This is a genomic window from Haloterrigena salifodinae, assembly GCF_003977755.1.
In the GTDB taxonomy this organism is placed as follows: Archaea; Halobacteriota; Halobacteria; order Halobacteriales; family Natrialbaceae; genus Haloterrigena; species Haloterrigena salifodinae.
The window spans coordinates 1,704,161-1,728,601 of sequence record NZ_RQWN01000001.1; the positions used below are offsets into that span (position 1 = coordinate 1,704,161).

Annotated in this window: 22 protein-coding genes; 16 read left to right on the plus strand and 6 right to left on the minus strand. The window is 67.9% G+C overall.

What is annotated here, in order from left to right; all coding sequences use genetic code 11:
• Window positions 1-180 precede the first annotated feature (180 nt).
• The 9 genes from EH209_RS08540 to EH209_RS08580 all read left to right on the plus strand — a co-directional run bounded on the left by EH209_RS08540 (window position 181) and on the right by EH209_RS08580 (window position 12,803).
• Window positions 181-648, plus strand: a complete 468-nt coding sequence (locus EH209_RS08540; RefSeq protein ID WP_126662441.1) for a bifunctional nuclease family protein — start codon at window positions 181-183, stop codon at window positions 646-648.
• A complete protein-coding gene (hisE, locus tag EH209_RS08545; RefSeq protein WP_012944661.1) occupies window positions 649-933 on the plus strand; it encodes a phosphoribosyl-ATP diphosphatase in 285 nt (94 codons plus the stop codon).
• Window positions 934-1,202: 269 nt separating this feature from the next.
• Window positions 1,203-3,524 carry a DUF4129 domain-containing protein gene (locus tag EH209_RS08550; protein WP_126662442.1) on the plus strand — a complete coding sequence of 774 codons (2,322 nt, stop codon included), beginning with the start codon at window positions 1,203-1,205 and terminating at the stop codon, window positions 3,522-3,524.
• Complete coding sequence (locus tag EH209_RS08555) at window positions 3,521-4,375, plus strand: phage holin family protein (RefSeq protein WP_126662443.1); 855 nt, start codon at window positions 3,521-3,523, stop codon at window positions 4,373-4,375. Before EH209_RS08550 ends, EH209_RS08555 begins: the two co-directional genes overlap by 4 nt.
• Window positions 4,372-5,943, plus strand: coding sequence for a DUF58 domain-containing protein (locus EH209_RS08560; RefSeq protein ID WP_126662444.1), 1,572 nt, complete (start codon window positions 4,372-4,374; stop codon window positions 5,941-5,943). The genes EH209_RS08555 and EH209_RS08560 overlap by 4 nt, the downstream gene beginning before the upstream one ends.
• On the plus strand, window positions 5,944-7,407 hold the full coding sequence (locus EH209_RS08565; RefSeq protein ID WP_126662445.1) for a hypothetical protein: 1,464 nt from the start codon (window positions 5,944-5,946) through the stop codon (window positions 7,405-7,407). It begins immediately after the preceding gene.
• 60 nt (window positions 7,408-7,467) lie between these two features.
• Window positions 7,468-8,679, plus strand: a complete 1,212-nt coding sequence (locus EH209_RS08570) for an AAA family ATPase (RefSeq protein WP_126662446.1) — start codon at window positions 7,468-7,470, stop codon at window positions 8,677-8,679.
• Window positions 8,680-8,817: 138 nt separating this feature from the next.
• Window positions 8,818-9,162: a four-helix bundle copper-binding protein gene (locus tag EH209_RS08575; RefSeq protein ID WP_126662447.1), complete on the plus strand. Its 345-nt coding sequence runs from the start codon at window positions 8,818-8,820 to the stop codon at window positions 9,160-9,162.
• A gap of 227 nt (window positions 9,163-9,389) precedes the next feature.
• Complete coding sequence (locus tag EH209_RS08580) at window positions 9,390-12,803, plus strand: MEDS domain-containing protein (RefSeq protein ID WP_126662448.1); 3,414 nt, start codon at window positions 9,390-9,392, stop codon at window positions 12,801-12,803.
• 128 nt (window positions 12,804-12,931) lie between these two features.
• Here the strand turns inward: EH209_RS08580 and EH209_RS08585 are convergent, their stop codons facing one another.
• Complete coding sequence (locus EH209_RS08585) at window positions 12,932-13,303, minus strand: DUF5518 domain-containing protein (protein ID WP_126662449.1); 372 nt, start codon at window positions 13,301-13,303, stop codon at window positions 12,932-12,934.
• Window positions 13,304-13,462: 159 nt separating this feature from the next.
• Here EH209_RS08585 and EH209_RS08590 point away from each other — a divergent pair, with 159 nt between their 5' ends.
• Together EH209_RS08590 and EH209_RS08595 are read left to right on the plus strand one after the other, a co-directional pair.
• Window positions 13,463-14,452 carry an NOG1 family protein gene (locus EH209_RS08590; protein ID WP_126662450.1) on the plus strand — a complete coding sequence of 330 codons (990 nt, stop codon included), beginning with the start codon at window positions 13,463-13,465 and terminating at the stop codon, window positions 14,450-14,452.
• A 19-nt stretch (window positions 14,453-14,471) separates the two neighbouring features.
• Window positions 14,472-14,810 carry a hypothetical protein gene (locus EH209_RS08595; protein WP_126662451.1) on the plus strand — a complete coding sequence of 113 codons (339 nt, stop codon included), beginning with the start codon at window positions 14,472-14,474 and terminating at the stop codon, window positions 14,808-14,810.
• A gap of 42 nt (window positions 14,811-14,852) precedes the next feature.
• Here EH209_RS08595 and EH209_RS08600 read toward each other — a convergent pair whose 3' ends face one another.
• Together EH209_RS08600 and EH209_RS08605 are read right to left on the minus strand one after the other, a co-directional pair.
• The gene (locus tag EH209_RS08600; RefSeq protein WP_126662452.1) at window positions 14,853-15,614 is read right to left on the minus strand and encodes a flagellin; all 762 of its coding nucleotides are present in this window, start codon (window positions 15,612-15,614) and stop codon (window positions 14,853-14,855) included.
• 121 nt (window positions 15,615-15,735) lie between these two features.
• A complete protein-coding gene (locus EH209_RS08605) occupies window positions 15,736-17,028 on the minus strand; it encodes a TIGR00341 family protein (RefSeq protein ID WP_126662453.1) in 1,293 nt (430 codons plus the stop codon).
• Between the two features lie 144 nt (window positions 17,029-17,172).
• Here EH209_RS08605 and EH209_RS08610 point away from each other — a divergent pair, with 144 nt between their 5' ends.
• Complete coding sequence (locus EH209_RS08610; protein ID WP_126662454.1) at window positions 17,173-17,646, plus strand: hypothetical protein; 474 nt, start codon at window positions 17,173-17,175, stop codon at window positions 17,644-17,646.
• 51 nt (window positions 17,647-17,697) lie between these two features.
• A complete protein-coding gene (gene engB / locus EH209_RS08615) occupies window positions 17,698-18,315 on the plus strand; it encodes a GTP-binding protein EngB (RefSeq protein ID WP_126662455.1) in 618 nt (205 codons plus the stop codon).
• A 245-nt stretch (window positions 18,316-18,560) separates the two neighbouring features.
• Here engB and EH209_RS08620 read toward each other — a convergent pair whose 3' ends face one another.
• A complete protein-coding gene (locus EH209_RS08620) occupies window positions 18,561-19,076 on the minus strand; it encodes a GNAT family N-acetyltransferase (RefSeq protein WP_126662456.1) in 516 nt (171 codons plus the stop codon).
• A 203-nt stretch (window positions 19,077-19,279) separates the two neighbouring features.
• Between EH209_RS08620 and EH209_RS08625 the strand changes: the two genes are divergently transcribed.
• The gene (locus tag EH209_RS08625; RefSeq protein ID WP_126662457.1) at window positions 19,280-20,443 is read left to right on the plus strand and encodes a polysaccharide deacetylase family protein; all 1,164 of its coding nucleotides are present in this window, start codon (window positions 19,280-19,282) and stop codon (window positions 20,441-20,443) included.
• A 105-nt stretch (window positions 20,444-20,548) separates the two neighbouring features.
• Here EH209_RS08625 and ddh read toward each other — a convergent pair whose 3' ends face one another.
• Together ddh and EH209_RS08635 are read right to left on the minus strand one after the other, a co-directional pair.
• On the minus strand, window positions 20,549-21,478 hold the full coding sequence (ddh, locus tag EH209_RS08630) for a D-2-hydroxyacid dehydrogenase (RefSeq protein WP_126662458.1): 930 nt from the start codon (window positions 21,476-21,478) through the stop codon (window positions 20,549-20,551).
• A gap of 227 nt (window positions 21,479-21,705) precedes the next feature.
• Window positions 21,706-23,217 (minus strand): NUDIX domain-containing protein, encoded by a 1,512-nt coding sequence (locus EH209_RS08635; RefSeq protein ID WP_126662459.1) that lies wholly within the window; start codon window positions 23,215-23,217, stop codon window positions 21,706-21,708.
• 61 nt (window positions 23,218-23,278) lie between these two features.
• Between EH209_RS08635 and EH209_RS08640 the strand changes: the two genes are divergently transcribed.
• Together EH209_RS08640 and EH209_RS08645 are read left to right on the plus strand one after the other, a co-directional pair.
• Window positions 23,279-23,794: a metallophosphoesterase family protein gene (locus tag EH209_RS08640; RefSeq protein WP_126662460.1), complete on the plus strand. Its 516-nt coding sequence runs from the start codon at window positions 23,279-23,281 to the stop codon at window positions 23,792-23,794.
• A gap of 96 nt (window positions 23,795-23,890) precedes the next feature.
• Window positions 23,891-24,436 (plus strand): ribbon-helix-helix protein, CopG family, encoded by a 546-nt coding sequence (locus EH209_RS08645; RefSeq protein ID WP_126662461.1) that lies wholly within the window; start codon window positions 23,891-23,893, stop codon window positions 24,434-24,436.
• The last annotated feature ends 5 nt before the right edge of the window (window positions 24,437-24,441 follow it).

Consider the following 24,441-nt stretch of genomic DNA (forward strand, 5'->3'; position numbering starts at 1 on the left):
ACACTCCGAAGAGCGAGTGCGCCGATGGCCTGAGATAGCTACCCGTCCCATCCACGTCGAGCCGAGCGACTGCCGAACGGCCTCAAGCGGAGCACGACGCTTGCCCGACGGCCGGGACGTGCTCGCGTGCATGCATTCGCGACCGGACATGTTTTCTCCCTCGCACGCGAGGGTGACGATATGCAGGCTTCTATCGACGCGGTTCGCGTCGCGGGAACCCCCGAGGGACCGGTTCCGGTAGTGGTCCTCACCGTCGACGGCGAGGACGACGTGGTTCCGATCTTCATCGGCTTCAACGAGGCGACGAGCATCGCCCGCGGCCTCGAGGCCGACGATATCGGTCGCCCGCTGACCCACGACCTCCTCCTGGACGTGATGGAGGAACTGGGGAGCCGAATCGATCGCGTGGTCATCAACGAGATCGAACAACGCGAGGACGGCCAGGGCGGGACCTACATCGCCGACCTCCACGTCCAGACCCCTCGCGGTGAGACCGTCATCGACGCCCGCCCCAGCGACTCGCTGGCGCTTGCGGCCCGAACGAACACATCCATCGAGGTCACCGAGGACGTCTTCGCCGACGGCCGCGACGAGAGCGAAAAGTTCGAGCAACTCGAGGATATTCGCAACGTATCGGGTGACATGTAGATGGACGACACGCTCGAGGAGTTGTTCGCCGTGATCGAGGACCGTAAGGAAACGCTGCCCGAGGACTCCTACACCGCCTCGCTGTTTACCCACGAGAAAGGCGAGAACGCGGTGCTGGAGAAACTCGGCGAGGAGTCGACCGAACTCGTGCTCGCGGCGAAAGACGACGACCGCGAAGAGATCGCCTACGAGGCCGCCGACATCGTCTACCACCTGCTCGTCTTGCTCTCGATGAAGGAGATGAGCCTCGAGGACCTCGAGGCCGAACTCGAGGCGCGACGGTAAGGACTCGAAAGCGCGGAGAGTGTGCGTCGGTCCCGGGCGAGCGCTAATTTGTGGCCGACGCGAGAGTTGCGTCCCGGCCCCAGGACGCTGAGGCGCTTCTGCTATCGTGATCGCACGCGGAGGATACCTTAATGAACCGGCAGGTTCCACCGTTCTGTTGTGAAGGCAACTGGTCGGCCGACCGTCCGCGGGCCGACCGCTTCGACGACGAATCGACTCCGCCCTGAACCGACCGCCGCCGGTATTCCAGCAACTCGAGGTGCTACGACGTGCCAGATCCCTCCGACGATCCGACGGACGACGGCCCCGACTATCGACAGCTCTCGGTCGTCGCGCTCGCGGCGCTGGCGATCGTGCTCGCGGCGTTTCTCGCCCCGGCCGGCAGCGGGATCATGAGTCCCGACGCTAACGTCAATCCCGACGCCGATCCGAACGTCGACCCGAACGCGAACCCGAACGTCGATCCGGGATCGGCCCCGGCCGAGCCGCAGGGCGACGGTCCCGACAGCATCCCGAATCTCGATATCAACTGGGACGGACTGCTCGAGTGGACCGAGTTCGACTGGCTCGGGAATGGCGACCCCAAGCCCAACGGCGAAATCGATCGCGGGCCCGGGCCGGGCGACGGCGGCCCCTCGAGTCCGGCGTGTGCGATCTGGCTGGACCGCGAACCGACGCCCGGCAGCGAGGTGACGGCGCGGATCCAGTACGAGGGCGAGCCCGTCGCCGGCGCCGACGTCTGGTACGACGACGATTACGTCGGGAAAACAGACGAGCAGGGGCGCGTGACGGGAACGGTCCCCTACGTCGAGAACCTGAACATCCGCATCGAGTCGGACGAGTATCCGGGGTGTTCGGGAACTGCGGAGACGGCGAGCGCGACGGCGTCCGCGACCACGCTACTCGGTGCCGGCGTGGGGACGAGCCCGAGCCTGGTGCCGACCGGCTTGACGGCGAACGCGCCAACGCTCGCGAGCGCCCAGGAAGTCGACGAGGTCGACAACGGCAGCGTCGAGTACGAGGTCGACGGGGAGGTCGAAATCGCCGTTCGCGGGCCGCCTGACCCGGGTGAGTCTGTGACGGTCGAGGCGTCCATCGAGGGCGTCCCGATGGCCAACGCGAGCGTGACGATCGACGGCGAGGAGGTCGCTGAGACGAACGCGGACGGACTCGCGGTTATCGACGTCCCCGACGACGGCACCGAATCGTTCGAACTCGGCGTCGCCCGCGGCGATTTCGGCGGAACGACGACCGTCGAGGTCCGACTGCTCGAGGTGTCGCTCTCCCCCGAGGGATTGGCACCGATCCCCGGAAGCCCCGGCGTCCTCGAGGCAACTGTCGACGACGAGCCAGTCGCGGACGCCGAGGTGCGGGTCGGCGACGAGGTGATCGGTACGACGGACGACGACGGACGCCTCGACCTCGCGTTCCCCGTCGATCCGACGACGGTGATCACGGTCAGCACGGCCGATCGGACCGAGACCGTGAGTCTCGCCGGCCAGTACGGCAGCGTCGCGGTCGTTCTCGGCGTCGCCGTCGTCGGACTGACCGCCGTCGCCGCCCGGACCCACGGCAGGCGCGGCGCGGCCGGCGTCCTCGGCGCGACGGGGGCGACGCTGGTCGTCCTCACCGTCGAGGCGTTCTACGGGCGGGCCGCCGGTGCCCTCTCCCTTTTGACTCTCGGAGCGCTGGCGCTCGGCGTCACCTACGTCCGGAGCGACCGCACCATTCTCGACGCGCGGCCGTCACCCGGCGACGCCGCGGGCGGCGTCCTCGAGTGGATCGTCAACCGACTTCTCGCGCTGGTCGCCCGCCTCGAGCGCGTCGTCGACTGGGTCCGCGCGCGGCTTGCGGCCGCTCGAGCGTGGGCCGCGTCGCTGCCCCGGTCTGGCAGGGCGCTGGCCGCGGCGTTCGGCGGCTGGCTGGCCGCGCTCCCGTCGCGAGGACTCGCGATCGGCCGTCGCTGGCTCGAGATGCTTCGACGGATTCCGTCGGCGGCTGTTATCGGCGTCCTCGCCGCCGGTCCCGCCGTCGCCGCCGGCTACGTCGTCGACGGACCGCGGGGAGCCGCCGTCGTCGCGGCCGCGCTCGGAGTCGCGGCGCTGCTCTACCGAGGGCGCGACGAAGACGATCCCGAGGAGCGCGAGGACGACGACGAGAACGAACGCGTCGAACGGACGGCCGCCGCGCCCGACACCGCGCCGGAGACCGACGATCGCCTCACCTTCCGCGAGCTGTGGCGGGCCTTCGCCCGACGGGTCGCCCCCCGTCGATGGCGCCACTACACGCCCGGCGAGGTCCAACGCGCCGCCCGACAGCAGGGGTACCCCGACCGGCCGGTCGACGAACTGACGACGCTGTTTCGGGAGGTCGAGTACGGCCGCCGCCCGCTCTCGAGCGGCGTCCGGGATCGAGCCGATACGGCCTACGCGGCGCTCCTCGAGACGGAGGACGACGATGGTGACGACGCGGACACCGAGGGCGGTGTAGCCGACGGAGGCGGAATGGACGAGACGGACGACGCAGGCAATTCAGACGGGTCAATGGCCAGTAACACGCCCGATCGCGATCCAGGAGGTGAACGGCCGTGACGCGCCGCGAGTGGCTGCTCGTGGTCCTCGGAATCGCGTTCGTCGTGGCCGGCCTCCTGTTCGGCCTCGAGGCGCAGCCGGCGTGGGCGTGGACGGCGAGCGTCGCGTTCGGCGTCTTCGTGCTCGCGCTCGTCGCGGTTGCGGTCGGCGGCGCGAAGATTCGCGGCGCGCTCGATACGACCGCCGACGCGCCGCCCGTCTCGTGGGCGCCCGGCGACTCGTTCGCCGCGCCGACCCCCGAGCGGAGCGATCCAACGCCCGAACTCTCGAGCGACGAGGTCGCGTCGGTAATCGAGCGAGCCGGCGAGCGAGCGCGCCACCGCGAGACCGTCGAAGACGGCCTCGAGGTGGTTCGCCCGCCGCTCCGGGAGGCGTTGGGCGAGGCCCTCGTTGCGGGCGGGCAGTCGCGGGAGGCAGTGAAAGCGACGCTCGCTGACGGCTCGTGGACCGACGACCGACTGGCCGCGAGCGTCCTCGAGCCGTCGATCAACCCCTCTGATCGGCCGTTCCGCGAACGAATCCGGGCGTGGCTCTTCCCCGAACGGGTCGCCCGCGAGCGAAGTCGGCGGGCGACGGGCGCCGTCGCCGAGGCCGCCGATGAGGCGCTCCCGTCGGTCCCCGGCCAGTCGGCCCCCCGGACGAAGCCCGTTCTGCAGCCGCGACTCGAGGAACTCCGGCGCGGTGCCGACGGCCGACTCCAGCGAGCCGTCGATCCGACGGCGACCGTCCGCGGGCCGCGACCGCCGCGGCCGCGGCTCGCGTCCGACGATGCCGACAGTAGTACCGAGAGCGGCGCGGGCCCCCCCGAAGTAGACGGGCCAGACGGGAAACGCGAGGTGGCGGACCGATGAGCAGACGGCTGCGCTGGCGCGGCGCGATCGCGGCCACGGTGGTGCTCGTCCTCGCCGGCCTGCTCGACGCCAGCCCCGTCCTGTTGCTCGCCGCGATCGTCCCGCTCGTCTACGTGGCCTACGGCTCGCTGTCGACCGTTTCGGTGCCTGAGGGACTCGCGGCGGTCCGCGAAGTCTCGCCGACGCCGGCGGCGCCCGGCCGTCCTGTCACCGTGACGCTGACGGTGCGAAACGAGTCGGATCGGGCGGTCACCGACTGTCGACTCGTCGACGGCGTCCCCGAAGACCTCGCCGTCCTCGAGGGATCGCCGCGGGCCGGCGTGACCCTCGAGCCCGGCGAAGAACGCCGAATCGAGTACTTGGCCGTCGCCCGACGCGGCGAGTACGAGTTCGACGCGCCGGAGTGTCGCGTTCGCGGGCCCGGCGCGAGCGCGGTCGCGACGACGCGGCTGTCGACCGCGGGCGCGGAACGGCTGGTGTGTCGGCTCGACGCCGACGCGCCGCCGATCGAGGAGGTCGGACGCGGCCGGATCGGGCAGCTGGCGACCGACCGACCCGGCGAGGGTCTCTCCTTCCACTCCGTTCGCGAGCACCGGCCGGACGATCCGGCCGACCGGATCGACTGGCGCCACTACGCGAAGCGCGGGACGCTCGCGACGATCGACTACGAGCGCCAAGTCGCGGCGACCGTCGTGCTGGTCGTCGACGCTCGCCCGTCCAACGTGGTCGTCTCGGGGCCCGGCCGACCGACCGCCGTCGAGTTCGCAGCCTACGCGGCGACCCAGACGCTGACCAACCTGCTCGGCCACGGCCACGATGTCGGCGTCGCCGTCATCGGTCGTGACGGCGACGGGCCCGCGGGCCTCCACTGGATCGAACCCGCGAGCGGCCGCGAGCAGCGCACGCGCGCACTCGAGGTCATCCGTTCGGCGACGGCGGACGAGTCCTCGAGCGGCCGGTTCTCGCGACCGTCCTCGGAGAGGCAGGACCGTGGACAACTGCCCCGACAGGTCCGCAAGGTACTCGAGCTCGCGCCGGCGGGAGCGCAGGTGGCGCTGTTCTCGCCGGTGCTCGACGATCGGTCGGTCACGGCGGTCGAGCGCTGGCGCGGGGGCGGCCTCCCCGTCGTCGTGCTCTCGCCCGACGTCGTCCCGGCGAACACCGTTAGCGGCCAGTACGAACAGCTCCGGCGGCGGACCCGATTGGCTCGCTGCCAGGCGCTTGGCGCCCGGACCTTCGACTGGCGCCGCGGGACGCCGCTGCCCGTCCTCATCGAACACGCCTTCACGGCCGACGCGCGGCTCTCGAGCGCCCGGCTCTCGGGCGGATCCGGCGGTGGTAGTGGTCGGAACGGCGGCGAAGCCGGCAGCGCGGACGGATTCGGTGGCGAAACCGGATCCGGGACCGATGGCGTCGATTCGACGGCGTCGGCGACGCTCGAGTCGGAGTCGGAGACGGCCGAGTACACGTGGCGGTCGCCGGCCGACGACTCCGCGGGAGCCGAGCGCGACGGAGCGGTCTCGACCGACGGCGACGACGCCTCGCCGCGACAGGGAGGTGATCGGTAGATGGCCATCGCCGGCCCCCGCCTCGACAGTCCGTCGGCGATCGGCGACGAGGGCAGACCGCGGGCGACGAGCCTCTGGGTGGCCACGCTCGTCGTCGTCGCCGTCGTCGGCGGGATCGGTATCCGGACCGGCGAGCCGTCGCTGTTGCCGACGCTGGCCCTCGTCGCCGGCGGCGCCGTCGCCGGCGTCGCCCTGCTCAAGCGCGACTCCTTCGCCCGGCTGTTCGTCGGTCACCTCCTGCTGGTAACTGCCGGCTCGGCGCTCGCGGTTCTCGTCGTCGTCGGACCGTTCCTCGACCGGGCGCTGTTCGTCGTGGCCGCCTGCGCGCTCTCGCTGGTCGGCGTCGCGGCGGCCTGGGCCGACGTCGGGAGCGACGATGTCGCGCGGGCGGTCAAGAGCGCGGCCGTGACCTACGTCTCGATGCTCGTCAGCGCGATCGTCGTCACCGTGCTGCTCGCCATCGCCGTCGCCGGCCGGGTCGCCATGCAGTGGGTCACCGGACCGGCGGCGCCGCTATGGTCCGTCGTCGGCTTTCTGGCGGTCGTGTGGGCGACCGCCGCGGCGCTCCTGATCGGCTACCGGCAGCTTCCGCTCCGACAGCTGACGCCTCGGTCCCGCCGCGAGCCCCTCGAGTCGCGACTCGAGCGCGTCCATCGAGGCCTCCGGTGGACGCTCTTCGGGCTCCCCGTGCTGGGGATCGTCTTGACGGTACTCTGGACCTGGGGTGGGTTCGGCAGCGGCGTCCGACAGTTCGGCCTCGAGGCGCTGTTCCGGGGACTATCGTCGCCGTTCGTCGTCTGGCCGCTCGTCGCCGTCGGGTTCGCGGTCGCACTCACCGGAACGCTGGCCGGCGCCGCGCGGCGCCTGACCCGCCAGATCAGCGTCGAGTCGACCCGGAGCGCCGTCGCGATGACCGTCGGCGTTGCCATCACGGTCGTCGGCGTCGTCTGGGCCGTCCTCCTGTTCTTCGGGCTGGTTCGGGGCGTCCCGCGGCTGGCCTGGGGGCTGACGACCTCCGGCGCGCCGGTCGCCGCGCTGTTGCTGGCCGGGCCGCTGGCGCTGTTCGTCGTCGGCGGCGCCGCCGTCCTCGCCGACGGCCTGGAGTTGCTCCCGACTCGAGCGACCGGGCCGGCCGTCGCCGCGACGGGGCTGCTGTTCGTCGCGATCGGACTGGGCGGGGGCGAACCCATCCTGACGTTCGCGACCGTCGCCGGCGCCTTGCTCGTCTGGGACGTCTCGACGTTCGGCCTCGGGCTGACCGCCGAACTCGGCCACCTCCCCGACACCCGCCGCCTCGAGCTGTTCCACGCTGCGGTCGCCGTCGGCGTGGCGCTGGGCGCCGTCCTGCTGGCGGCCGGTCTCGAGGCGCTGCGGTCGGGCGCGTTCGCGGGGATCGGCACTGCTGGCGGCGCCGTCGTGATTGCGTTCGGCGCGGTGCTGTTGCTGGTGCCGTTGCGCGGGTAGCGGTTCGGCTCCGATGGGACCGATCAGGGGATTGATGTTCACCGAGTATCACGTTCGCATATGGACGAATCGAACGTGACGCCCGCCGGCGCCGAAGCCACCGTCCGCGACGTCGTCGGGCGCATCGAGGAAGCCGCCGTGGTCGACCACGGCGTGCTCTACGCCGTGCTCTCGGCCGTGTTCGCCCGCGGCCACGTCCTGCTCGAGGACGTGCCGGGAACGGGTAAATCGGTCATCGCGCGGACGATCGCCGAGTCGATGGGTCTGGAGTTTACGCGCATCCAGTTCACCCCCGACCTGCTGCCCTCCGACGTGAGCGGGTCGACGGTCTACGACGAACACAACGGCGAGTTCGAGTTCTCGGAGGGGCCGGTGTTCGCCAACGTCGTGCTGGCCGACGAGATCAACCGCGCGCCGCCGAAGACCCAGGCCGCGCTGCTCGAGGCCATGGAGGAGCGCCAGGTCAGCGTCGACGGGACGACCTACGACCTGCCCGAGCCCTTCGTCGTGATCGCGACCCAGAACCCGATCGAACAGGAGGGAACATTCCGCCTGCCGGAGGCCCAGCGCGACCGCTTCAGCGTCAAGACCTCGCTTGGCTACCCCGACGCCGACGGGGAGATGGGACTGCTCGAACGGCGGGCGAACCGCCGGACGCTGTCGCCGAGCGTCGAGCCGGTTACCGATCCAGACGCGGTGCTATCGATCCAGGAACTGACCGAAGATGTGACCGTCGACGAGAAGCTCCGGCGCTACATCATCGACCTCGCGCGGGCGACCCGGCGGGACGGCCATGCCGAGATCGGCGTCTCGCCGCGGGGCGTCCAGCGAGTCTTTGAGGCGGCCCGCGCAGCGGCGGTCATCGACGGCCGATCCTACGTCACGCCTGACGACGTGAAGCGCCTCGCCGAGCCGACGATGGCCCACCGGATCGTACTCACGACCGAAGCCAGCGTCGAGGGCGTCGCGGGCGGCGATATCGTGCGGCGCGCCCTGCGGTCGGTCGACGTGCCGGCGGTGTCGCCGGACGCGAGCGAGCCCGACGGCGACGACCCCGGTAGCGAACCGCTCGCAGACAGCGACGTAGCGGACTCGTCGGCAGACCCAGAGGACGGCGCGTCCCCTGCCGACCCGTCGTCCGATGACTCGAGCGACGACCCGGACGCTACCTGGACCGAATCGGACCAGAGCCGCGATTCCGACGACGTGATCGACGAACGCTCGCCAACCGATGAGGCCACTCGAGCGGACGACGATTCACCGTGGCCGTAAGGGAGGTCGGGCCGAACAATCGCCGCCGCTGTCCGTCAAATTCGTCCGCCATGTGAATGGTTCATGGACGTACTACAGGATTCGCCCTTGCAAACGCCCGTCGTAGCTTGATGGCCATCCCCAGCGTTGATTCGCGTGATGGCGCTCCAACAGATCGATCACGCGGACGACCACATGCAGGAGTGTATCGACAACTGTCTCGAGGCCGCCCAGGTCTGCGAGTGGTGTGCCGATGCCTGTGCAGACGAGGACGGGATGGCCCGCTGTATCCGGCTCTGTCGGGACGTGGCAGACATCGCGTCGCTGCACGCGCGCTTTATGGCCCGCAACTCGGGCTACCACGAGGAACTGGGCGAGATCTGCGCCGACCTCTGTGAGGAGTGCGCCGAAGAGTGCGAACAGCACGATCACGACCACTGTCAGGCCTGCGCGGAGATCCTGCCGGAGTGTGCCGAAAGCTGTCGGGAGATGGCGTCGGCCTGATTCGGAACCGGGAGGCGGCAACCGCCGCTCTCGTAATAGGCTCGAACCAGTACCACTGCGCTTACGTTTCAGTGGGTTGTCGATACTGAGCCGCGTTCTTTTGTACGTCGAGGATCTTTCTCTGATACGATTTCGGTGAGACCGATTGCCCTCCACTCTCGATTGACGGTCCGACCACGCGACAGTACTCGGACCGGTCCAGATTCCAACCCGATCTGCCAGATTCTATGAGTGAAACAACGCAGAACCCCGGCGACGAAGAAGAGCCGGCGCTCGAGGGCGAGCTCGAGCCGCCGAGCGACCGAACTGACTTCCCCGACTTCCGCGGTCCGGTCGCGCCCCTCGAGGACCACGAGACGGTCGACCATTTCGGACTGATCTACGAGACGCACGCCGAACGGTTCGCGGCGGTCGGTCCCTACGTCGTACAGGGACTCGAGCGCGGCGAACGCTGCATGTACATCCGCGCGGACAGTTCGCGCGAGGAGGTACTCGACGCGCTGCAAAGCGGCGGAATCGACGTCGACGCCGCACTCGATTCGGGACAGCTCTCCGTCCACACCGTCGAGGAGACGTATCTCGACGGCGGTTCGTTCGACGTCGACGAGGGGTACGACCTTCTCGAGCGCGCCATGGAAGAGGCGCACGCGGAGTACGAAGGGTTCCGCGTGACCGCCGAGGAGACGTGGCTCGCCGACGACGAGCACGCTCAGGAAGCGTTCATGAGCTGTGAGGCGCACGTAAACGACCTCGTCGACGGCGAGGAGAGCACGGCCCTGTGTCAGTACGACCGCACCGAGTTGCCCCCGGAAGTCATCGAGGACGTCATCCAGACGCACCCCTATCTCATCTACGACGGAACGGTCTGCCAGAACGTCTTCTACACCCCACCCGAGGAGTACTTCGGTCCCGCCCGTCCCGCTCGGGAGAACGAACGCAAACTGCAGACGCTGGTCGATCGCACCGACGCGGAGGCGACGCTCGAAACCGAGGAGTGGGCCCAGCGGCAGCTGTACGCGATCGCCGCGGATCCCCATCGCTCGTTCGAGGAGAAGATCGATGACCTCCTCGCGTTCGGCCGCGAGATGTTCGACCTCGAGGTCGGCGGCATGGCCCGCGTCGATCCGGCGACAGATTACTACCGGATCGAAGCGGTCAGCGGCGACCACGACGGGCTGGAGGTCGATACGGAGATCCCGCTGTCGGAAACCTACTGCCACGAGGTCGTCGAGAACGGGCCGGCCGACACCGTCCCGATGCCGACCGAACTGTCGACGGTCACCGGCGAACTATCGGAACCGAAGTCCCGCGCGTCCGACGACGTACGGGCGTATCTCGGCACCTGCATCCCGATCGAGGGCGATCTCGATCGGACGTTCTTCTTCACCTCCTCGGACCCGTCGGACGGCGCGTTCTCCGAACGGGAGCGGACCTTCCTGCGGTTGATGGGCCAGTGGGTCAAGTACGAACTCGAGCAGCGACGCCACGAGCGACTCCTGCGGGATCTCTACGAAACAATCGCGGATCCGCAGGCGTCCGTTTCCGAGAAAATCGAGGGGCTGCTCGAACTCGGAAGCGAGCGGTTTGGCCTCGAGATCGGGTACTTCACGCAGACCGACGACGACGAGACGTTCGAGATCATCGCCACGATCGGCGATCACGACGAGATCCGAGCAGGCGCCAGGGACACGCTGTGTAACACGTACTGCGAGAAGCTCCTCGCGTCGCCGGGCCCGATCTCCGTGACCGACGCCGCCGAGGTCGGCTGGACCGACGACCCCGCCTACGAGCGGTTCGGCCTCGACGCGTACTTCGCGACGACCGTCCACGCTGGCGGCGAGGAGTACGGCACGCTGTGTTTCGGCTCCGAATCACCGCGCGACCGATCCTACAGCGACAGCGAGCGCACCTTTCTCGATCTGATGGGACAGTGGTTGAGTTACGAACTGGAACAGCAGCGACGCGTCCGCTACCTGCAGGAGAGCTACGAGATCACGTCCGATCCCGCGCGCTCCTTCGAGGAGAAGTTACAGGCGTTGTTCGACCTCGGGAGCGAGCAGTTCGGCCTCGACGTCGGCGGCATGGCCAAGGTCTTCCCCGACGCCGACCGACTCGAAGTCGAATACACGAGCGAGGAGTGCGGTCCGTTCCGGTCCGGGCTCGAACCGCCGCTGTCGGGAACGTATTGCGGGGCGGCGTACGGCGCGGACGACCCCATGACCATCACCGATCCCGTCGCGGAAGGCTACGACGGATATGCCTACGAGGTGCTCGGGTTCGAGGCGTATCTCGGCACGCACATTGAGGTCGATAGCGGACACGACCGCTTGTTCTTCTTCACGACCACCGAGCCGCGAGCCCGTCCGTTCACGGACGCCGAGCGCACCTTCCTCGATCTGATGGGACAGTGGGTGAGCTACGAGCTCGAGCGACGGAAACACAGGCAATCGCAGGAGAAGCTGTACGAAATCACCGCCGACAGCGATCTCTCGTTCGACGAGAAGACCGAGCACCTGCTCGATCTGGCTCGCGAGCGGTTCGACCTCGAGATGGGATTCCTCCTCGAGAAACAAGGCGACGAGTTCCGCGTCGTCAAGACTCGAGGGACGGATCTCGAGGAGGGCGTCGCGCGGCTCTCGGCGAACCCCGGCAACTACTGTAAGCGAACCATTACGATGGAGACGCCGCTGGGCGTCGAGGACGTCACGGCGGTCGGCTGGGACGACGATCCGCTCTATCGTGAGTACGATCTGGGCTGTTATCTCGGCACGAAGGTGACCGACGGCGACGGCGTCTACGGATCGGTGTGCTTCGCCGATACCGGCGGTCGGGACCGGGAATTCACCGACGCCGACTACGCCTTTCTCGACCTGATCGGCCAGTGGCTCAGCTACGAACTCGAGCGCGACGAACGCGAACGCCGGCTCGAGCGCTCCAACGAGCGTCTCGAGGAGTCGAACGAACGCCTCGAACAGTTCGCCTACGCGGCCAGTCACGACCTGCAGGAACCGCTCCGGATGGTCTCGAGTTACCTCCAGTTGCTCGAGAGCCGATACGAGGACACCCTCGACGCGGAAGGCAAAGAGTTCCTCGAGTTCGCCGTCGACGGCGCCGATCGGATGCGCGAGATGATCGACGCCCTGCTGGCGTACTCCCGGGTCGAGACTAGGGGCGACCCGCTGGAACCGGTCGCCCTCGAGGACGTCTTCGAGAGCGTCCGCGAGGACCTCCGCATGCAGATCGAGGAGTCCGACACGACGATCACCGCCGACTCGCTCCCGCGGGTCCGGGGCGACGCCAGTCAGTTACGACAGGTGTTTCAGAACCTCCTCAGCAACGCAATCACGTATAGCGGCGATGAACCGCCGCGCGTTCACGTCACCGCCGAACGACGGGGTCGAGACGTGGTCGTCTCGGTCCGCGACGAGGGAATCGGCATCGATCCGGACGAGCAGGACCGCATCTTCGACATCTTCGACCGCCTCCACAGTCGCGAGGAGTACGACGGGACGGGGATCGGCCTCGCGCTGTGCGAGCGAATCGTCGAGCGCCACGGCGGGGAGATCTGGGTCGACTCCGAACCCGGCGACGGCTCGACGTTCTCGTTTCTGCTGCAGCCCGCGGCCGCCGGCAGCTCGTGATCCGTCGCCTCGCTATCCGCGGGCGAAAATCGGAAGCTATCGAATCGATTGCGGACGGAAGGAATAGCAGAGATCGTATTACAGGACGTACTACGACCGTCAACCGCGTCGAGCGATCGGTCCGACGATCACGGATTGAGCACGCCGCCGACGGCTCCCGCGAGCGCGCTCTCAATGGCCATCACCAGCGAAATCACGACGGCGAGCGCGAAGATGCCGAGGCCGGCGGCGCCGGAGATTGCACCCCCGATTGGGCCGAGCGCGAGCCCGGCGATGCCGACGGCGACGCCGATCAGGAGACCGCCGATGATTCCCCCGAGCGATCCCGCGAGCAGCCCGTGCCAGAGTCCGCTGCCGAGGCCGCCGCCGGCCATATAGCCGGCGACGAACCCGCCGATCAGCCCCGCAGCGAGTTGGCCGATGCCGGGGAGGACGAGGCCGACGATTCCGAGGACGGTCGCGAGCAGGAAGCCGATAAATACGGCGCGCCAGTTGGTCATACCTAGAGGGAGGGACCGAGCGACGATAAGGAGACGGCGCGTATACTGCGACCGTTCATCAGTGGGCGGACTCGCAGGACGACTGCGGCGAATCAGCCGACCCGGATCGCTCGAGGGATAACGAACGACCTTTTAAGAGCGCGCGTCGTACGTATCGCTATGATTTTCGAAGACCTTCCGACGACGCCCACGTCGGAAGAGCTGATCGACAAGGCGTTTTCGCGGGCGGCGCGGGCCGGCAAGGCCAAACGCGGCCTCGAAGCCCAACAGTCGATGCTCCAGACGGCGGCCAACATCATCTCGGACAACCTAGAGAACGTCGTGACGGCGTGGCCGGACTTCGAGTACGACGCGCACCCGTTCTACTACGAGCTCGCGGACGCGATCGTCGACGTCGACAAACTCCGCCAGAGCCTCTCCGAAGTGATGTGGGCCAGCCGGAAGGCCCGCGAGATCCACGAGGAGTACCAACCCCGCCTGCGCAAGACCGACGTGGACACCGCGCGCAAGCACCGCAAGCAGGCCTTCGCCCGGCTCGCGGACATCGTCGAACAGATCGACGACCACCTACTGTACATCAACGAATCGCGCAACGATCTGCGGGACCTGCCCGAAATCAACCCCGACGAGCCGACGATCGTCGTCGCCGGCTACCCCAACGTTGGCAAGTCCTCGTTCGTCAACGACGTCACCAGTGCCCGCGGCGAGACCGCCTCCTACCCCTTCACCACGAAGGGGATCGGCCTCGGACACTTCGAGCACGAGCACCTCCGATACCAGCTCGTCGACACGCCGGGACTGCTCGACCGCCCGCCGGCCGAGCGCAACGAGATCGAGACCCAGGCGGTCAGCGCCATCGAGCACCTCGCGGACTGCATGCTCGTGATGATCGATCCCAGCGGCGAGTGCGGCTACCCCCTCGAGTCCCAACTCGAGCTTCGGGACTCGATCGTCGACCAGTTCGAGTCCGTTCCGGTCCTCACCGTCGCGAACAAGATCGACCGCCGGGAGGTCTGGAACGAGGACCTGCTCGATAAACTGGACGCCGACTACACCATGAGTATCGAGACCGGAGAGGACGTCGAGACGGTGCTCGAGGCGGCCATCGAAGCGGTCGACTACGAGCCCGAACTCCCCTTCGAGGAGTGACCCGACGGCTACCGCATCGATGAGAGGCCCCGGACTCCTCTGGATGCTCCAGACCGCCGCCGGTTTCTCGATGGCCGGCCCGATGTTCTTCCTGGGACTCGAGTCGGTCCGAACGGGGCGGTACGAGTGGGCCGCATTCTACCTGACGCTGGGTGCGCTGGTCTGCTACTTCCCGACGTACCTCGTGAACCGGATCGGCGGACCGCGAACCTGGATTCGACGCCGACTCGGGCGGCGCGGACGGAAAACGGAGACGAACGCGAAAACGGACGACGGCGACGACCGGTCGGACTCGAACGCGGACGACGCCGTGGACGGCTCGCGGTTGAGCCGTCTCGAGCGCCTCCGCGATCGGTGAACGGCGTCTCCGATAGCATCCCGTCGCCGCGATTCGATTCGGCTACTCCTCGACGCGGATCAGGATCTCGTCGGCGTCCCACCCGACGTCGAGCGTGACGGTGGTCTCACCCGTTTCGTGCAAGTAGAGCGTCGTCGAGTCGGTTCCAGCCGCGTCGGTCGTCCCGTTCTCGGGGTCGACCGTCGCGACGGTCTCGTTGGAACTCGCGTACGCGACCGACTCGTTCGGCTGGTCGAGCTCCGTCGCCATCTCGAGCGTCAGTTCGCCGCCGCTCTCGCTCAGGGAGACGGTACAGTTCTCCGCGGTACAATCGTTGGCGGTCCCGTTCTGTCCGTCCGGGCTGGTCCAGTAAGCGATTCGGTGCTCGAACTCGAGTCGGTCCTGGGCTCCGTCGGCGTCGACGACCGCGCGGTGGACTCCCGGCTCGAGCGACGCAGAGGCGGTTAGCTCGAGGACCGCCCCCTCGCGCCAGAGGGAATCTGCTCGCTCGAGAACGCGGGTCTCGACGGACCGCACGTACTCGCCGTCGATCAGGAGGTCGGCGGCGTCGGCCTCGATCGAGCCGCCGCCGACGTTCTTGGCGTATATCGTCACGTTGTCGGCGGTCTCGTTGTACGTCGTCCCGGCCTCGGGGTGGTTGATGAGCGAAATTTCGCCGTCGATCGTCGCGACGTCCCGTGCACCCTCGCCCTCGACGGACTGGGCGTACAGCCCGGCCTCCGTGGCGATGCTGCCCGCGAACAGCGTCGCGGCGCTGATCGCGGCGGTGAACAACAGTAACTGGACGACGGAGGCTCGGACCATCGGCGGAGGGTTCGACGAAACGACGGGCCGGGAACGGGATAACCCTACCGGCCGTCGGCGTCCGGGTCGCCGGCGACCGGAGTCGAAGCGAGCGCGAGAGCGAACCGAGCGGGCGGACGGCTCAGCGTTCGACGAGCCCGACGTACCTGACCTGGACGTCGACCTCCTCGTCCGTGTGTTGGTTGATTCGCTCATGTAACCGATCGGCCAACTCGGGCGGCGCTTCGCCTGGCGGGCCGCCGACGGTGACGACGACGCGTTGCGGCCCGATGAAGGGATAACTCTCGTCCATGACCACGTTGAACTCGAGGACCTGGTACTCAGCGAACTCCTCCTGGGAGAGAACGGTTTCGGCCTCGTCGTGGGCGTTTTCCTCGAACGTCGAGACGGTGTACGACGAGTAGGTGATGGCCCCAAGGAAGACGGCGAAGACGAGGACGATCACGGCCAGTCCGGCCACCCGCCGCCGAACCCGCTGTTCCGTCTCGCCGAGCGAGAACAGGTTCTCCGGACGGTAGCCGGCCCACCACAGCGTCAGCAGCCCGGCGAGATTCACCGAGAGCACGTTGACCAGCACGAGCACGGTCGCGCCGATGGCGGCGGAGGGTTCGCCCCACGCGATCGCGATGCCGGCTGCCGCGGCCGGCGGGATCAACGCCGCCGCGATCATGACGCCGACCAGGGCGACGGCGGTCCCCGTCGCGATGCTGATGATCCCCGCGATGCCGGCGCCCAGCGCGATCACCAGCGAGAGCAGGTCCGGCGCGAGCCGCTCGGAAATCTCGCCGACGGTACTGATGTTGAGCGTCGGCGGCACGATGTTGGTCACCCTGACCAGCAGCGCGAAGATCGCTGCCGCGCCGATCGCGAGGAGGATGCCGATGATCTGGTAGCGGAAGCTCTCCCTGAACAGTTCCTCGTCGTCGATCACCGAGCCGACGCTCAGCCCGAGCGCCGGCCCGATCAGCGGCGCGATTACCATTGACCCGACGACGACGGCCGGCGAGTCGAGGAAGAGCCCCGCGGTCGCGACGACGGCGCTGATAACCGTCATGATCACGTAGACCGAAAACGTCGGCGTCAGCGAATCGGCCTCCGACTGTAGCTCCTGCCTCGAGATGCGGTCGGTCTCGACGTCGCCGTTCTCGTACTCCTCGCGGAGGGCCTCGAAGCGCCGCGAGACGACCGTCTCCGCGTCGACGACGACCGTATAGGCATCCTCATCGACGCCCACGTCCTGGAGCTCGTCGAGCACCGGTTCGACGGCCGGATCCGGCAGCGGAAAATAGACGACCGCAGTGTACCCCCGATTGCTCTCCTCGTCGGTCAGGACGTAGTCGATCCCCCGGTCGTCGAGCTCCTCGAGGATCGTCTCCCGCTTCCCCGTCGGTACCGTCAACTGAACGAGCCGCACGTAGGTGGGTGAGTACCCCCGGGCTCATAACTTGGGGCGCTTTCGCCGCGCAGGCATCGGATTTCACGACGATGGATCGATCGCGATCCGGCGCCGACCGACTGAACCGATAGCTACTTCCGCCGATCAATTCAACCCACAGACATGATTCGGCGCTTCGCTCCGTGGTTTGGCATTGTGCTGCTGGTCGCGGTCGGCGGATATCTGGCCGCGTTCGGACGCGACGCGGTCGCGGACCCGATGACGACCATGCTGCTGGCCGGATTCGTCGTCGCCGCAGTCCTGTCGATCGTCGGCGGCGTCCGCGAGGCGGTCGCGCTCGGTCCGGTAACACTCCCGTGGAACGTCCTCGTCGGCAGCGCGGGCGTCCTCGTAGCGCTCGTCGTCGCCGTCTCGACCGTTCAAAGCCTTTGGGACGGCGGCGCGACCACAACCCAATTCGCGGACGCAGCGCTGCTCGTCGGCTGTAGTTCGATCGCGTGGTTCGGCGTCCAGACCGTCCGCGACAGCCGTCACGTCGACCTCGAGGCGTCGCCATCGCGGACCCGACTCGTCGCGATCGCTGCGCTCGCGGTCGCGTCGATGGTCGGCGGCGGCCTCGTCGTGACGGTCGTCTAACTCGCAGCGCCGATCACGACGTATAAACCTGCGACGCTCCTACGATGGTCCATGTTCGATACGCGTCCCGACCGCGAGGCCGAAGTCGTCCTCGTCGGTCGCTCGAATGTGGGCAAGTCCACGCTCATGCGCGAGATTACGGGGCACAAGTTCGACACCGGCGGCAAACCCGGCGTCACGCGCCAACCAAACCACTACGACTGGGCGGCCGAGGACTTCGTCGTCACCGATCTCCCCGGCTTCGGCTTCATGAGCGGGGTCGACGAGGAGTATCGCGAAGAGATCAAGACCAATATCGTTCAGTACGTCGAGGAGTACGCCGACAACATCCTCGCCGGCATTCTGGTCGTCGACGGCAAGAGCGCCGTCGATATCATCGACCGCCACTCCGGCCCCGACGAGATCCCCTACGACGTCGAGATGTTCCACTTCCTTCGAGATGTCGACATCCCGACCGTCGTCGCCGTCAACAAGATGGACAAGGTCGACGACAAAGACGAGCGCCTGAACGACCTCTGTGACCGGCTCGGGCTCTACCCGCCGTGGAAACAGTGGCAAGAGACCATCGCGCCGATCACCGCCAAGAACGGGCAGATCAACTCCCTCAACGAGGCCGTCCGTGAGCATCTGCACGAGCAGAACCGGGACGACCTCTTCAAGTTCTTCTGAACCGACCTTTTACGCTGCGCTCACGTTCGTTCGCTCGGTAAACGGTCGATCAAAAGCGCTCCTCCCTCCGTTCCGAGCGCGCCGCGCTCTCCACGTCGGTCGTCGGCCCGCTCGCTCGGCCTTCGGCTTCGCTCGCGGTAGGTATCGTGGACAGCCTGCTCTCCCCCGGGTGCACGACTCTCGTACTTCTCGAGTCGCGCCTGGCCAGAGAAGTCTCTGTTAGCCAGCCGGTCTGAGTAGTCGATTCACTCGGGTACCAACTGCCTTCTCATCTCCAGACACGCCAGCGCCACGCCGTCTTCCATCTCGAGGCGAACCGTCTCGACGCCCGCGTAACCCTGTCGCTCGTAGAACCCGACGGCGTTTCTCGAGGCAGTCAGCACGAGCGCCTCGAGACCCGCGTCGCGGGCAGCCGACTCGAGCGTCTCGAGGATCGCCCGACCGATGCCTTGGCGCGCGTAATCGGGGTGGACGTAGACGGCCCCGATTTCGCCGGTCGACGGGTCGTCACGGCCAGCGGGCTCGCAGTCGAGCAGGCCGAAGCCGACGACGCCGTCGGCCTCGTGGTCGGCGACGACGACGCGGAAGCCGTCCTGCTCGAGCGGGTACCGCTCGGGATGAACGTTCGAGAGCCATGCCTGGACCTGTTCGTCGTCGTATCCGTCGCTGCCGAGGACGCAAATCGACGCCTCGTGGACGGCGGCGATCGACGCGGCGTCTGCGGACGTCGCCTCGCGGAGCGAGAGCCGGGGGAAAGTCATCGTCGGACGTAGAACGCGGTCGACGAACAAATCGGGGTCGGGTCGAACCCCGAATTCGTCCGTTGTACTGTACTTAACCGGATAGTAATAATGGCCCGACATCTCGAAGACGAAATCATGGACAGTAGCATACGGACTGATCGATCTACTCCACTGCATCGGCGGAACGAACGCACTACGGGCGACGATCGAGGTCACCGACGATGACCGGTTTCGGACGACGCGACGTCTGCCGGGTCGGCGCGGCGGGCGCGTTGGCGGTAGCCGGACTCGGGACCACCGGGACCGGAGCGGTCGTCGGTTCCGCCGAACAGAACACGAACGGTCGCGTCGTGTTCGTCTACGACGATAGCTGGCGCGAGGACTGGACCGACACGTTCCCCGTCCATCAGGACGAGGGCGTTCCCGCCTGTAGTGCGGCCGTCGTCGACCACGTCGACACCTCCTGGGGGCTGCTCCCGGAACACCTACGGGAGATGGAGGACGCGGGCTGGGAGATCATGGCCCACACGACGAGTCACGTCGCGGTCGGCAACCTCTATCTAACCGCGCCGGCCGCGGCCGGCGACGAACGGCTATATCTCGACGGGAGCTTCCTCGCCGAATACGAGGGCGAGGAGATCGTGATCAGCGATGGCGATCGAACCGTCGAGAACGCCGTCGCCGGCGGCGACCGGGACGACACCGGAATCTACCTCGACCTCGCGGAGCCGATCGGCGAGTCGTTCGACGCGGAGACCGCGTACGTCCGCTTCACCGAGGACCGGATCCGAGACGAGGTCGTCAGCTCGAAGGAGGCGCTCGAGGAGCTGGGCGTCGAGGTCGACGGGTTCGTCTCGCCGTACGGTCGCAGCGACGGGCTGGTCGAGGACCTCGTTCGGGACCACTACGCCGCGTTCGCGAACCGCGGCGGCAACGGAGTGAACGCGCTCGAGGGACTCGACCCGCACGCGCTCGGTCGCTCGAGCATCGACGGACACGCGGTGACCGAAGCCGAGATCGAGGCCTTCTTCGACGACGTCGCCGCGAACGACGCCCTCGGCATCGCGGTCGGTCACAGCCAGTTCGATGAGACGACCCCCGAACGGATCCGGTTCGCAATTCGGGCGGCGAAAGAGCGCGACCTCGAGATCGTGACGCTACGAACGGCGCTGGCCGATCTCGGGTTCCGAGCGGGGAACGGCGGCGGAACCGATGGAACCGGTGAGGAATCCAACGAGAGCAACGGGACTGATGGGACCGGTGAAGAATCCGACGAGAGCGACGACGATTCGCTGCCGGGATTCGGGATCGCCGGCACGCTCGCCGGCCTCGGTACCGCGGGGTATCTCCTCTCGAATCGTCGACGCGACGACGAGCGGTCCTGACGAGGCCGGGTACGGTCGCGACAGTCGGTCTCGTGGGCGCCGCCGTCTCCCGTCGGTCCACCGAGCACCGGGTCGGACGACGATCGGCCGTCACCCGAGCGCTGATCAGACGACGCGGTTGTAGAATTCTTCGCCGGACTCGAGCCGCGAGACGTTCTCGCGGACGATGTCACCGATCGCCCGGAAGTAGTCTTCGGTGAAGGCGGCGCAGTGGGGCGTGACGATCACCTCGTCCAGGTCCCACAGCGGCGACTCCTCGGGGAGCGGTTCGGTCTCGAAGACGTCCAGCGCCGCACCCTCGATGGTCCCCGATTCCAGGGCGTCGATCAGCGCCGCCTCGTCGACGACCGGGCCGCGGCCGACGTTGACGAAGTAGGCGTCCCCGCGCATGGCCTCGAAGACGTCGGCGTCGACGAGGTGGCGAGTCTCGTCGGTCAGCGGCAGCGTCACGATCACGAAGTCGGCGTCGGCGACGGCCTCGAGCAGGTCCTCGGTCGCGTAGACCTCCTCGAAGCCAGGGACGGGCGCCGCGGAGCGACGAACGCCGGTGACGCGGACGCCGAGCGAGCCGAGCACCTCGGCGACGCCGCTCCCGAGGGTGCCGGTACCGAGCACGCAGGCCGTGGTCCCGGACAGCGTGAAGCCCTCGTCCCACTCGGGCTGGTCCCAGCGCCGTTCCTGTTGGTTTGCGACGTGGTCGTGGAGCCGGCGGGCGAACGAGAGCAGGTAGCCCGCGACCGTCTCGCCGACCCACCGGTCGTGGATGCCCGTGCTGTTGGTGAGGACGACATCGTCGGCTTCGAACTCGTCGAACGGGAACCGGTCGACGCCCGCCTGAATGGAGTGTACCCAGTCGACCTCGAGGAACGCCTCGCGGTACTCCAAGGTGACGACGGCGTCGCAGGCCGCAATCTCGTTGTCGCCGATCACGCCGACCTCGAGCGGGAGATCGGCCAGGAAACCCGCGAGTTCCGACGGCGGAAACACCGCCTCGACCGAGTCGTGAACGCCGAGTCGTTCGAGTTCGAACTGCATAGTGGGCGATACGCTCGAGTCCGGGTTCAAGGTTTGGGCGAACGACAAGATGCGCCAACGGTGTGCGGAGATCGACTACGGCGAGATTCGAGCGGTCGCTCTCGAAGCGAATCGACACCTATCGCGACACTGCACGCTCGTCGTCGAAACGAAGTGGCGGCTCGGGGAAAATCCTCGTCACAAGGGGCTCAGAGGGGGTAACACTTCGTCATGGCCGCCGATAGTCGCTACTCCCTCGAAAGGTTTCGGTCTGTCGTTTCTCGAGCCGTCAACTCGCTATCGGTTCGCCACGTCTCGAGTCTCCGCAACTCCTCGACGACTTCCCCGATGGCGTCCGTCTCGAGCGCGCCGCGCTCGGTTACGATCTCGTCGACGCAGTCGGCGGGCGTCACGTCGAAGGTCGGATTCACCACGTCGACCGCCGCCTCGCCGTCGTAGACCGCGGAGCGATCACCAGACTCGAGGTTCACGCCCTCGCGCGTCGAGACCTTGTCGGTGGCGGCGACGACCGCCACCGGCACGTCCTCGCGGGCGGCGGCGATCGCCAGCCCGCGGGTGCCGGTCTTGTTTACCACGGCGCCGTCGGGGAGCACCGTGTCGGCGCCGACGACGACGCGGTCGACGCCCTCGCTCGAGAGGACGTGCGCCGCGGCCGCGTCGGTGTGGACCGCCACGGGACAGTCGATGTCGTCGCTCGCGGCCAGTTCTTCGGCCACGTCGATCCCCTCTCGTGCCGGCCGAGACTCGGCGACGAACACGCGTGACGGGTCGCCGCCGCGGAGCGCCTCGAGGACGGTGCCGGACCGCGAGAGCGTCGTGACGGCGCCGTCGATCCGCGCGCCGGCGTTCGCCGCGGCGTCTTCGTCCGCCGTCAGCGCGCGGTCGACGTTCGACAGCGCCGACTCGAGGACGTGGGGCGCGCCGACAGCGGTCTCGTCGCCGTCTGCGACATCGGCGGCGTCGGCCATCGTTCGATTGATCCGATTCCGAAGAACGGCCATCGAGGGTCGGGCCTCGAGCAACCGACCGGCGAGTTCGGCGAGCTCGTCCCACTCTTCCTCCGGATCGGTGCCGAACGCACGGGTTTCCCGTTCGTCGTCTCGAGGCGACGACGTCGCCTCGCGCTCGGCGACGAGCAATCCGGCCCGATCGCGCAGCACCTCGAGCGCGCGGATCGACAGCGACGCGGCGCCGTGCTCGTCGTCGGCCGCGATCGAGCGGACCGTCGGGGCGACGCGCTCGTAGGCGGTCCAGAGTTCGGGAACCGTCTCGCTGATTTCGTCTCCAGCGGTGGCCTCGAGTCCGTCCTCGTCGTCCGGCCAGGACTCGAGGTCGAGCATCGCCGTCGGGGCGGCCCACTCGAAGGCGTCGTGTTCCTCGCTCAGTTCGATCTCGCGAGTCTCGCAGTCGAACAGGTACGGGTGGACGACCCACTCGCGCCCGAGGTCGGCGTCTTCGAACTCGACGGGGCGTCCGGATCGGACGAGCGAGATGGCGTCGGACTCGAGGCCGGTCTCCTCGCGGATCTCGACGGAAACCTGCTCGTCCGGCTGGCCCTCCGCGAACCCCGACACGCCGCCCCATTGCCCCTGGTACGTCCCGACGGCGTCGCTGCGTCGCAGTAGCAAGACGTCGCTGCGGTTGCGAAGGAAGGCGGTAACGACGTGGGTCGCGTCCGACTCGTCCCCGACCGGCGCGTTGCGGTCGCGATCGCGTCCGGGGCCCGATGAATCGCTCATGGTTGGGGCAACGGCCGCCCGGAGGGAATCGCTTTCGGGACTGGACGCCCGATACTCGCCCATGCCGCACATCGCAATCGTCTCCGACACGCACGTTCCCTCTCGAGAGCGATCGATCCCCGACTGGGTGGTCGACGAGATCGAGCGCGCCGATCACGCGATCCACGCGGGGGATTTCGACTCGAACGAGGCCTACGAGCGAGTCGTCGACCTCGCGGGCGGCCCCGCGAGCCTGACGGCCGTCCGCGGCAACACGGATCCCGCGACGATCGACGTCCCGACGACGGCGACCCTCGAGGTTGGCGGCGTAACGTTCGTCGTCACCCACGGTACCGGGGCGCCTCGTGGCTGGCACGACCGGGTCGTCGAGACCGCCCGCGGCGAGACCGACCGAGAGAGCAACGACGACTTACTCGCTGTGGCCGGCCACACCCACGAGATCGTCGATACGACGGTCGATGGGGTCCGCGTGCTCAACCCCGGCAGCGCGACCGGCGCCAGCCCCGCCGACCGCGCGACGATGCTCGTCGCGACCGTCGAGGACGGATCGCTCGCGGTCGAGGAGCGGACCGACTGAACGCCGCGACGGAGACGACGCGGCGGCGTGGCCGGTGACTGTCTTCGCGCCGGCAAATCCCGTGAACTATACCCGTTTCGCGTTCTACCTCGTGGCATGACCGAACGTGTCACGGTATCTCTCGACGAAGATTCGCACGCGGCCCTCGAGACGCTGCTGTCCGAGACCAACCACGGACAGAGTGAACTCGTTCGCCGGGCGCTGACGTTCTACGCGGCGAACTTCGAGGCCGCGAGCGGCCGGCCGAGCGACAGTTTAGAGCAGTACTACCGGATGCTGACCTCCGGCGAACACGTGTTGTTAGACGTCGACTTCCTCCATGCCTTCCTCGAGCACTGCTACGACGGCGGTGACCCCGACCCGGAGTTCGTGGCGGCGGCCGACCGCGTCTCCGACTACCACGCCCGCGAGTACGCCCAGCGATTCGAGAGCGTCGGCGAAGTACTCGAGTGGCTCTCCTTCTGTGGCTTCCTCGAGGTGCGCCGCGAGGAGGGCGACGTCTACCACATCGTTTTCCCGTCGGAAGCGATCCGCTGGTTCATGACCCGGTTCCTCGAGCGCAGCACCGTCGACATGCCCACTGAAATCGAGATCGACCGGGGCGTCTCGAAGGTAATCGTCACCGAACGCGGGGGCGACTGACTGCC